The organism is Pseudoalteromonas sp. SMS1, from assembly GCF_021530565.1.
GTDB lineage: Bacteria > Pseudomonadota > Gammaproteobacteria > Enterobacterales > Alteromonadaceae > Pseudoalteromonas.
This window is the reverse complement of sequence record NZ_JAKGBI010000033.1, coordinates 22,607-33,366: the sequence shown is the minus strand read 5'-3', so window position 1 is coordinate 33,366 and position 10,760 is coordinate 22,607. Positions and strand designations below refer to the sequence as shown.

Sequence of the window (10,760 nt, the reverse complement as noted above, 5' to 3'; positions counted from 1 at the left end):
TTATCGAGAACATGGTGCGGAAGGAGAGACTTGAACTCTCACATCCGAAGATACTGGAACCTAAATCCAGCGCGTCTACCAATTCCGCCACTTCCGCATTTATTTTCTTTTTAAGAAAATGGTGGCTATGCCCTGATTTGAACAGGGGACCCCATCATTATGAGTGATGTGCTCTAACCAGCTGAGCTACATAGCCATTGGCTGGAGTACCAGGATTTGAACCTGGGAATGGCGGGATCAAAACCCGCTGCCTTACCGCTTGGCGATACTCCAACGAAACGATTATTTTAGTTCTTATCGAGAACTTGGTGCGGAAAGAGAGACTTGAACTCTCACATCCGAAGATACTGGAACCTAAATCCAGCGCGTCTACCAATTCCGCCACTTCCGCACTTTAGGGTAGTTAGTTTTAAAGTTGCTAATCAACTTGAAAAAGCATGGTGGCTATGCCCTGATTTGAACAGGGGACCCCATCATTATGAGTGATGTGCTCTAACCAGCTGAGCTACATAGCCATCTCTTTTTCTTTCATCACCATCGCTGGTGCGGGGCGTATTATGCGTATATGCCCCCATGCCGTCAACACCTTTTTTTGAAAAAATTTCTTATCACAGATTGTTTGCAGATAAATTAAGCGAAACGGCCTGTTTTTATACCAAAACAAATAGGAAAGTACAAATATCGATAACAATCAGGGTAAAAAAATATAGAAGTACTTTGTACCTTTTAAAGTAAAAAGTGCGACAGGGGAGTTTTTCAATAGGTAAGGGAGATTAGCTGAAACAAAAAAAGCCCAAAGTAGGGGCTTTTTTTGTCATTTATAAGAGAGGTAATTAAACGTTGAACAAGAAGTTCATCACGTCACCATCTTTTACGATGTAATCTTTACCTTCTTGACGCATTTTACCTGCGTCTTTTGCACCGCTTTCACCTTGGTATTCAATATAATCATCAAAACCAATGGTTTGTGCACGAATAAAACCACGCTCAAAATCAGTGTGAATTTTACCAGCAGCTTGTGGTGCAGTGGCACCAACTGGAATAGTCCAAGCACGCACTTCTTTAACACCTGCAGTAAAGTAGGTTTGTAATTTAAGAAGTTCGTAACCGCCACGAATTACTAGGTTAAGACCTGGCTCTTCAAGGCCAAGATCTGCCATGAATTCAAGCTTGTCTTCTTCTTCAAGTTCAGACAGTTCAGATTCAATCGCCGCACATACAGGGATCACAACGGCGTCTTCAGCTGCAGCAATTTCACGTACCTTGTCTAAGAATGGGTTATTTTCAAAACCATCTTCTGTGACGTTGGCGATATACATTGTCGGTTTTATCGTCAAGAAGTTAAGCGGTTTGATAGCAGCAAGCTCTTCCTTAGTTAGCTCTAAAGAACGTAATGTAAGGCCTTCATCAAGGTGCGCTTTAACTTTTTCTAGTACGTCGTTTTGGAATTTAGCTTCTTTATCGCCGCCTTTTGCTTTTTTAGCATTACGTTGTGCTGCGCGATCTGCCGCTTCCATATCTGATAAAACAAGTTCCGTATTGATAACGTCAATATCATCAGCTGGGTTAACTTGACCCGAGACGTGCACGATATTTTCATCTTCAAAGCAGCGAACAACATGGCCAATGGCATCTGTTTCGCGAATGTTTGCTAAGAACTGGTTACCAAGACCTTCACCTTTTGAAGCGCCTTTTACCAGGCCTGCAATATCAACAAATTCCATCGTTGTTGCGATGGTCTTTTGTGGATTAACAATCGCAGCCAATTGGTCTAGACGAGGATCCGGAACGGCAACAACGCCTGTGTTTGGTTCGATTGTACAAAACGGAAAGTTTGCGGCTTCGATCCCCGCTTTAGTTAATGCATTAAATAGGGTTGATTTACCAACGTTTGGTAAACCCACAATGCCACATTTAAAACCCATAATTTTGAACCTTCAGTTAATCAAATTGTTGCCGTATAAAAATATTTTACGGCTTAAATGAATGTAGTCTGTTTTGTGCTTTTAACACACCGTCTTTCGCTAAAATTTCCATGCAACGAACCGCTTCATCAACGACTGCATCAATTTTTTCTTGGTCGGCTTTCGGTGCTTTACCTAATACCCAGCCCGTGACTTTGTCTCGGTGGCCTGGGTGACCAATGCCTATTCGCAAGCGCATAAATTCTTTGTTATTGCCAAGCTTAGAGATAATGTCTTTCAAGCCATTATGTCCACCATGACCGCCGCCTTTTTTAATTTTGGCGATACCAGGGTCCATATCCATTTCATCATGTGCAACGAGAATGTTTTCGGCTGGAATTTTAAAAAAGTTTGCAAGGCTTGAGACCGCTTTGCCACTTAAATTCATATAAGTGGTGGGAATAAGCAATTTGAATTCTTGATTATTGATAAGTACTTTGCCCGTAAGGCCATGATACTTAGAGTCAGGTTTGAGAATGCAATTGTAGCGTTTTGCCAGTTCTTCTATGAACCACGCACCGGCATTGTGACGAGTGTTTGCATATTCGGGGCCTGGATTAGCCAGGCCCACAAGCATTTGAATATTATTCAAGGTGTTAACACCTTAAAAATTACTCAGCTGCTTCTTCAGCTTCTTCTTCAGAAGCAGCGCCTTTAGGAGCGTTTAAAGTAACAACAGCTTGGTCGTGGTCCGCACCTTTAGCTAGTTCTACTGAAACAACACCTGCAGGTAAAGCAACGTCAGAAAGGTGTACAGTTGCACCTACTTCTAGCGCAGCAACATCAACTTCTACGAACTCAGGAAGTTGAGCTGGTAGACATGTGATTTCGATCTCTGTTACGTGGTGAGCAACAGTGTTACCGCCTTTAGTAGCAGCTTCTTCGTTGATGAAGTGTACTGGTACTTTAGTGTGGATCTTCTGAGAAGCATCAACACGCTGGAAGTCTAAGTGAGTGATCTTAGGCTTGTACGGGTGACGCTGGATGTCTTTAACGATAGCTTCAACAGACTCACCGCCAATGTTTAGCGTAAGGATGTGCGTGTAGAAACCTTCGTCTTCTTGCATGTGGATCACTTTGTTGTGATCTAGAGTAAGAGAAACAACTTCTTTGCCTGCACCATAAAGGATTGCAGGAACTTTCTCAGCGCGACGTAGGCGGCGGCTCGCACCAGTACCTAATTCTACGCGTACTTCAGCGTCTAAAACGTATTGTGACATAACTGTCTCCAAAATATATAAAGTTAATAATGTCAGAAAACTCGCGACCAAATTTTCTGGCGTATACCTATCAAGTTGACAATTTTTGTCTACCCAGTAGGTAAAAAAGGCGCGCTAATATAGCATTATCATGGTTAGATTAAAACCATTAGGGCAATAAAAAAGCACCGATTGGTGCTTTTTTATTTATTCATGCAATGAATTAGTGTTCAAACATTGCCGAAATAGATTCTTCGTTACTGATACGACGGATTGTTTCAGCCATCATGTCAGCTAAGGTTAGAACTTTAACCTTATCAAGTGCGCGTAGTTCGTCTGACAATGGAATGGAGTCAGTCACGATGACTTCGTCAATGACAGAGTTACGTAGGTTCTCTGCTGCATTGCCAGAAAGTACAGGGTGTGTAGCATACGCAAATACACGCTTAGCGCCGTGCTCTTTAAGTGCTGCGGCTGCTTTACATAGCGTACCACCGGTGTCGATCATGTCGTCAACGATGATACAATCACGACCTTCTACGTCACCAATGATGTGCATGACTTGAGAAACGTTCGCTTGTGGACGACGTTTGTCGATGATCGCAAGATCTTTGTCATCAAGAAGCTTGGCAATAGCGCGGGCACGTACAACGCCACCGATGTCTGGTGATACAACAACAACATCGTCGAAATCACGCTCTTTCATGTCTTCGATAAGCACTGGGCTACCAAATACGTTGTCTACTGGGACATCGAAGAAACCTTGAATTTGTTCTGCATGCAGATCCACAGTTAAAACGCGGTCAACACCAACACTTGATAGGAAGTCTGCTACCACTTTCGCAGTGATTGGCACACGTGCTGAACGAACGCGGCGGTCTTGACGTGCATAACCAAAATATGGGATCACTGCCGTGATACGGCCAGCAGAAGCACGACGTAGTGCATCAACCATAACGATAAGCTCCATAAGATTATCGTTTGTTGGGGCACAAGTTGATTGAATAATAAAGACGTCTGAACCACGTACATTTTCATTGATTTGAACGCTGATCTCACCGTCACTAAAACGGCCTACAACGGCATCACCTAACTCGATAAATAAACGTTTTGCAACTTTTTGAGCTAACTCGGGTGTTGCGTTACCAGCGAAGAGCTTCATGTCGGGCACGGTAGGGTTCCTCAGGCACTGAATTTTTGGACTAACATGCAAAGACTTTAAATAGCACAGTCAATACAGGCTAACTTAAACTAATTTACTTCTCTTTGTTTAGCCACGTAGCGAGTTGCTTGTGAGTAATCGATTCACTTGCACTTTTTGCTACAAAGCCTTGCCAAGAAGCTGGTATATCTTGGAGTACACGCTGTGCTGTTTGCTCGTCATCAAATCTGGCAAAGCAGCAACTTCCTGTTCCAGTCATTCTTGACGGCGCATATTTTAGCAACCACGTCAGGGTCTTTTCAACCTCGGGGTAAAGCTTTTTAACTAACTCTTCACAGTCATTACGTGTTTCAGTCATACTCCATGGTGATTTTAGTTTGGGTGTATTGCGTGGTAAAGCGGGATCTGTGAATATTTTTGCGGTGCTGACATGCACGCCGGGTGCGATAACAAGGTACCATTTATGGGCTTGTTCAAAAGTGCTTAATTCTTCTCCAACTCCCTGAGCTAAAGCTGTTTTCCCATTAATAAATACGGGGACATCGGCACCGAGTTGTAAACCGATATGGGCGAGTTCAGCTAAGGATAATTGACAATTCCACAATGTATTAAGTGCAAGCAAAGTGGTTGCTGCATCTGATGAACCACCACCAACGCCCCCGCCCATAGGTAAGTGTTTCGTTAAATGTACAATTACCCCTTTTTTGACATTTCGATATGGAAATAATGCGGACGCTGCCTTGTAAATAAGGTTCTCGTGTTTGGGAATACCTTCCACGTCACCGGTAATTTTTATGTCATCGGTGTCTATCAGATCGAAAGCCAGCTCATCACCAAAATCTAACAAGGTAAATAGGCTTTCCAATTCGTGATAACCATCCTCTCTTCGTCCATTTATGTGAAGAAACAGGTTTAATTTAGCTGGAGCTGTGAGAATTAATTTCGTCATTGTTTGTCAAATTGCCATGCGTTGATTTGAACTTTTATCAAGATACTTTGATGAGACAAGGTTAATCGGGCTGGTAAAGTCATGCCATTAAAGTTGCGATAGCGCTGATATTGGATCGTCCACACCTTGCCTTGCTCATCTTGCCAGCGCGCGCTTTTTATATTGCCTAGTGTATCTAACTCATAATCATTGCTTAAGCGTGTTGCTGTAAACCAATTTGGAGCCTGTTTTATCGGTAGTTGCCAACCGCTTATTCGCTCTATTAAAGGGCCGCTTTCAGGACCTGTGTACGGCTTTCCGTCTACAACGATTTCGCTGTGATGTGCGAATTCGGTCATTTTCAATACTTGTGTGCCAATAAAACTGGTTAGCGTTAATGCTTGCTTGTTGTTTTGCAATTGCCAATTAAAATTAACAGATTGGCGATCATCATCAGATATAAAGGCAATTTTACCGCGCGCTTGCCACAAGTCGAACTGATTTAGGGTATTTAGGGTTGCTTGTCCCTTAATTGGTCCCTTAGGAGATTGCGCACATCCACCAAGAAATAAAAAAAACATGAGCAAAATCAAATGAATTTGTTTCAAATGGGGTTCCTTACTTTCCATATTCGGTTGATTTTTGGTAAAATTAGCCGCTTTAAAGCAGGGCTCGGGCAACACTGGCATTTATGACCATCATCGCACTAGGTATTAATCACAAAACAGCTTCAGTTGAATTACGTGAAAAAGTCGCATTTTCACCAGAGCAATTGTCTAGAGCTTTGGAGCAGCTAAATAAGCTATCAGAGTTTCACGAATCTGTGATTGTGTCCACCTGTAACCGTACCGAAATCTATTGTAGCCTTGACCAAGATAATTCCCAAGCACTACTCAGCTGGTTGGCTGAATTTCATCACATTGAAGAGCAAGAACTGGCTGAGAATGTGTATATTCATCAAAATCAAGATGCGGTTAATCACTTAATGCGGGTTGCGTGCGGCCTAGATTCATTGGTGCTAGGCGAACCGCAGATCCTAGGTCAGATAAAGCAAGCTTACAACAGTGCTAAAGTCCATCATGTGATTCAGCCAATGTTCGAGCGGTTATTTCAAAAAACCTTTTCTGTGGCGAAGCAAGTTCGAACAGAAACAGACATTGGTGCGAGTGCGGTCTCTGTAGCGTATGCCGCGGTTAATTTAGCCAAGCACATTTATGGCAAGCTCGACAAAACGAAAGTGTTACTCATTGGTGCAGGTGAGACCATAGAGCTTGTGGCCAAACATTTATCTCAACATCATCCACAGCATATCACCGTTGCCAACCGGACAATTGAACGTGCAAAAAACTTGGCCCAAGAAATTGATGGGGATGTGATTTCATTGGCGCAGTTACCGGATGAACTGCACCATGCTGATATAGTGATCAGCTCCACGGCCAGTACTTTACCGATTATAGGTAAGGGGGTTGTTGAGCAAGCGCTAAAAAGGCGTAAATACCGCCCTATGTTGTTTGTCGATATTGCCGTGCCCAGAGACATCGAAAGCCAAGTCAATGAGCTTGACGCTGCCTACTTATATACTGTTGATGATTTGCAAACCATCGTTAACGAAAATATTGCGAGTCGCGAGCAAGCGGCTAAGCAAGCACAGGATATTATTGATGATAAAACCCGAGCGTTTGCCGACTGGCAGCGATCACTCAAGTCAGTGGATGTGATTCGTCAATACAGAACCTCTGCACAAGAAATAAAAATAGAGCTCGTGGAAAAGGCTGTAAATCAGCTACAATCGGGTAAAGATTCAGAAAAAGTCTTGCTTGAGCTAGCAAATAAGCTAACTAATCGACTCACTCATGCGCCCACACATGCCATTCAAAAGGCGGCAAAGGAAGGGGACACGGAGCGATTGGTACTGCTTAAGCAGGCGTTAGGTATTGAACAGGAATAAAATTTAGATGAAAGAGTCTGTCTATCGTAAGTTAGAAAGCTTAGTTGAGCGTCATGAAGAAGTAGAGGCGATGCTGGGTGATCCAGAAGTGATTGGCGATCAGAACCGTTTTCGTGCACTTTCAAAAGAGTATTCGGAATTAGAAGATGTCGTAAAAACGTTTACGGCTTATCAGCAAGCACAAGAAGACGTTGCTACAGCAGAAGAAATGCTTAAAGACTCAGATCCAGATATGCGCGAAATGGCTCAAGAAGAGTACAAAGAAGCCAAAACTGCAATCTCAGAGCTTGAAGATCAGTTACAAGTGCTTATGTTACCTAAGGATCCGAAAGACGATAATAACGTTTACCTTGAGGTTCGCGCAGGTACTGGTGGTGACGAAGCGGCAATTTTTGCGGGGGATTTATTCCGTATGTACAGCCGCTATGCTGAAACACAAAAGTGGCAGGTTGAAGTTGTCAGTGCCAATGAAGGTGAACACGGCGGTTACAAAGAAGTGATTGCCAATATCAAAGGGGATGGTGTTTACGGCAAACTGAAATTTGAATCAGGTGCGCACCGTGTACAACGTGTGCCTGAGACCGAATCTCAGGGGCGTGTACATACTTCAGCCTGTACTGTGGCGGTTATGGCTGAAATCCCTGAAGCGGATGCGATTGAGATCAATCCTGCCGATCTTAAAGTCGATACCTTCAGAGCCTCCGGTGCGGGGGGGCAGCACGTTAACAAAACAGATTCTGCGATTCGTATTACGCATATCCCAACAGGGGTCGTCGTTGAGTGTCAAGACGAGCGTTCACAGCATAAAAACCGCGCAAAAGCACTTTCAGTGCTTGGTGCGCGACTACAGCAAGCTGAAGATGAAAAGCGTCAAGCGGCTGAAGCAAGCGAACGTCGTAATTTGGTAGGCAGTGGTGACCGTTCTGAGCGCATTCGTACTTATAATTACCCTCAAGGTCGTATTACTGATCACCGTATCAATTTAACATTATACAGGTTGAATGAAGTGGTGAGTGGTGAACTAGGGGCGATTATCGATCCGCTGCTGCTTGAGCATCAAGCAGATCTTCTGGCGGCAATGGGCGACGATTAACGTGACCAGCTTGTCAAATGCCCAAGCAATCGCTTGGGCAACACAACGTCTAAACCCTTTCTCTGATTCTCCGAAGCTTGATGCTGAAGTGCTGTTATTGCATATTTTAGACAAACCTCGCAGTTACTTGTTTACTTGGCCTGAAGCCCAATTACCAGCGCCTCTGTATCAGCAATTCAAACACCTGATCGATCAACGTTGTATAGGCATCCCCGTTGCGCATTTAACCGGTGAGCGTGAGTTTTGGAGCTTACCGTTTTATGTAAATAGCAGTACCTTGATCCCACGTCCAGATACTGAAACGCTTGTAGAAAAAGCGCTAGCGTTAGACATTCCGTCGAATGCGAAAGTCCTTGACTTGGGAACCGGCACGGGCGCCATCGTGTTGTCACTTGCGTCAGAAATGCCGAGTTGGCAGCTTTGGGGTGTAGACTTCTCAGAGGATGCTGTCACTTTGGCGAAGAAAAACCAACAACGTTTGGGGATGACCAATACGACTATTGTGCAAAGTGATTGGTTTTCAAATGTACCTACTCAGGCTTTTGATCTGATAGTCAGTAATCCACCGTATATTGAAGAAGACGATATACATTTGTCGCAAGGTGATGTTCGATTTGAACCGCTTTCAGCACTTGTGGCGCCCGACAATGGCTATGCGGATATCCGTCATATTGCAAAGCATGCATTGGAATATCTTACTTTGGGTGGCTATCTCATGGTGGAACATGGGTTTGAGCAAGCTGAAGGTGTGAAAGAGATTTTTGCACAAATGGGGTATGGCAATATACTTACAATAAAAGATATGGCAGGCTGTGATAGAGTGACTTTGGCACAAAAGTTACAATGATGCATAGAATGCAGTAGTATTTTTGATAATTAGCGAGCGTCGAAACAAGCGTTAAGGACTCTATATGGATGATTTTTTGTTTTCAGATGAGCCGACCGATGTCACTGAAACCGAGCAAAGTGGCAGTTGGAAAGTAATTATAGTCGACGATGAGCCTGAAGTGCACGCCGTCACCAAGCTTGCTCTGAGCGACTTTGAATTTCAAAAGAAAAAACTCGAGTTTTTAAGTGCCTACTCGGGTGAAGAAGCCAAAAAAGTGGTGTTAGAACACCCAGATGCAGCCATTGTGTTACTGGATGTGGTTATGGAGACCGATGATGCAGGTCTAAAAGTTGCCCAGTACATCAGGGAAACGGCTAAAAATAATAATATCCGCATCATTCTACGTACCGGCCAACCAGGCCAGGCCCCAGAGCGTCAAGTCATCGTTAACTACGACATTAATGACTACAAATCAAAAACAGAACTGACAGCGCAAAAGCTATTTACCGTCGTAATGTCTAGTTTACGTTCATACCGTGACATACTTTCTATCGACCAATCTCGCCAAGGGCTAGAAAAAATCATTACAGCATCACGCGATATTTTTGCGACACACTCAATAGAACAATTTATTGAAGGTGTGATGCAACAGCTTACGTCATTGCTGGGAACGGTTGATGAAGCAATGTATGCCACGTCATTGGTTGCAAGTAATGAGCCGGACTCCAACGGAGAAGCGTTAATCGTCTTTACGGGGCGTGGTGAGTTTGAGAAGTGTGAAGGTAAGCCGATAGAAGATGTGCTTAACGAAGAACAGTATCAGGCTTGTAAAAAAGCATTGAATGAAAAGAGTATTGTTTATAAAGATAACTATCTATTCTCGTACTGCTCAAGTGAGTATAACCATGCGTCTATGTTGTTTGTTTCGGGGATCCCTGAATTTCTCACGGATACGCAAAAACATTTGATTGAAATTTTCTCTCAAAATGTACAGCTTGCTTATGAAAATGTGCAGCTGCAAGCCGAAATAGAAGATACGCAACAAGAGCTGGTTTATCGCCTCAGTGAAGCATTAGAAATGCGCTCTACGGATTCTGGCAATCATGTTAAACGCGTTGCGCACATTTGTCATGCGCTTGCTGTTGGGTATGGTTTGAGTAATAGAGAAGCTGATCTAGTGCGGATCGCTTCACCGCTTCATGATGTAGGTAAGGTTGGTATTCCGGATGCTATCTTAAACAAACCTGCGAAGCTAAATGACGATGAGTGGCAAGTGATGCAGACTCATGCGAAAAAAGGGTATCAGTTGTTGCGAGACTCGCGACGAGAAATCGTTAATGCAGGGGCGTTGATTGCTCGAGATCACCATGAAAAGTGGGATGGTAGTGGGTATCCAAAAGGCGCCAAAGGCGAAGAAATTCATATTTTTGGTCGCATTGTTGCCTTGGCCGATGTATATGATGCATTACGGCACCGTCGCTGCTACAAAGAAGCGTGGGACTTGCCTGAAGTAGTAGAAGAAATTAACAACCAAAGTAGTAAACACTTTGACCCGAAACTGGTCTCGGTGTTTAATAACATCATTGACGATTTGGAAGCGATTTTGACACGCTTCCCGGATAAATTATGAGGCATAA

10 protein-coding genes and 5 tRNA genes are annotated in these 10,760 nt (G+C 43.6%); 4 read left to right on the top strand and 11 right to left on the bottom strand.

Going from position 1 to position 10,760, the window contains the following annotated elements; all coding sequences use genetic code 11:
- Positions 1–12: 12 nt before the first annotated feature.
- The 11 genes from L1286_RS23170 to lolB form a co-directional block, all read right to left on the bottom strand.
- Positions 13–97: transfer RNA gene (locus L1286_RS23170), tRNA-Leu, on the bottom strand.
- Positions 98–119: 22 nt separating this feature from the next.
- Positions 120–196: transfer RNA gene (locus L1286_RS23165), tRNA-Met, on the bottom strand.
- Positions 197–198: 2 nt separating this feature from the next.
- Positions 199–273: transfer RNA gene (locus L1286_RS23160), tRNA-Gln, on the bottom strand.
- 33 nt (positions 274–306) lie between these two features.
- Positions 307–391 (bottom strand) — tRNA-Leu (locus tag L1286_RS23155).
- 47 nt (positions 392–438) lie between these two features.
- Positions 439–515, bottom strand: a tRNA-Met gene (locus tag L1286_RS23150).
- 318 nt (positions 516–833) lie between these two features.
- Entirely contained in the window at positions 834–1,925 is a 1,092-nt protein-coding gene (gene ychF / locus L1286_RS23145) for a redox-regulated ATPase YchF (RefSeq protein ID WP_039608386.1), read from the bottom strand.
- A gap of 46 nt (positions 1,926–1,971) precedes the next feature.
- Complete coding sequence (gene pth, locus L1286_RS23140) at positions 1,972–2,556, bottom strand: aminoacyl-tRNA hydrolase (protein ID WP_039608387.1); 585 nt, start codon at positions 2,554–2,556, stop codon at positions 1,972–1,974.
- A 19-nt stretch (positions 2,557–2,575) separates the two neighbouring features.
- Positions 2,576–3,184, bottom strand: a complete 609-nt coding sequence (locus L1286_RS23135; RefSeq protein WP_023397325.1) for a 50S ribosomal protein L25/general stress protein Ctc — start codon at positions 3,182–3,184, stop codon at positions 2,576–2,578.
- A gap of 202 nt (positions 3,185–3,386) precedes the next feature.
- Entirely contained in the window at positions 3,387–4,334 is a 948-nt protein-coding gene (locus L1286_RS23130; protein ID WP_063358080.1) for a ribose-phosphate pyrophosphokinase, read from the bottom strand.
- Positions 4,335–4,419: 85 nt separating this feature from the next.
- Positions 4,420–5,274, bottom strand: a complete 855-nt coding sequence (gene ispE / locus L1286_RS23125) for a 4-(cytidine 5'-diphospho)-2-C-methyl-D-erythritol kinase (RefSeq protein ID WP_235409401.1) — start codon at positions 5,272–5,274, stop codon at positions 4,420–4,422.
- On the bottom strand, positions 5,271–5,861 hold the full coding sequence (gene lolB, locus L1286_RS23120) for a lipoprotein insertase outer membrane protein LolB (RefSeq protein ID WP_235409400.1): 591 nt from the start codon (positions 5,859–5,861) through the stop codon (positions 5,271–5,273). The genes ispE and lolB overlap by 4 nt, the downstream gene beginning before the upstream one ends.
- Before the next feature lie 83 nt (positions 5,862–5,944).
- Here lolB and hemA point away from each other — a divergent pair, with 83 nt between their 5' ends.
- The 4 genes from hemA (at position 5,945) to L1286_RS23100 (ending at position 10,753) form a co-directional block, all read left to right on the top strand.
- Positions 5,945–7,201 carry a glutamyl-tRNA reductase gene (hemA, locus tag L1286_RS23115; RefSeq protein ID WP_235409399.1) on the top strand — a complete coding sequence of 419 codons (1,257 nt, stop codon included), beginning with the start codon at positions 5,945–5,947 and terminating at the stop codon, positions 7,199–7,201.
- A gap of 7 nt (positions 7,202–7,208) precedes the next feature.
- A complete protein-coding gene (gene prfA / locus L1286_RS23110; protein ID WP_235409398.1) occupies positions 7,209–8,294 on the top strand; it encodes a peptide chain release factor 1 in 1,086 nt (361 codons plus the stop codon).
- A gap of 1 nt (position 8,295) precedes the next feature.
- Positions 8,296–9,141, top strand: a complete 846-nt coding sequence (gene prmC, locus L1286_RS23105; protein WP_235409397.1) for a peptide chain release factor N(5)-glutamine methyltransferase — start codon at positions 8,296–8,298, stop codon at positions 9,139–9,141.
- Between the two features lie 64 nt (positions 9,142–9,205).
- Complete coding sequence (locus tag L1286_RS23100; protein ID WP_235409396.1) at positions 9,206–10,753, top strand: DUF3369 domain-containing protein; 1,548 nt, start codon at positions 9,206–9,208, stop codon at positions 10,751–10,753.
- Positions 10,754–10,760: the final 7 nt, after the last annotated feature.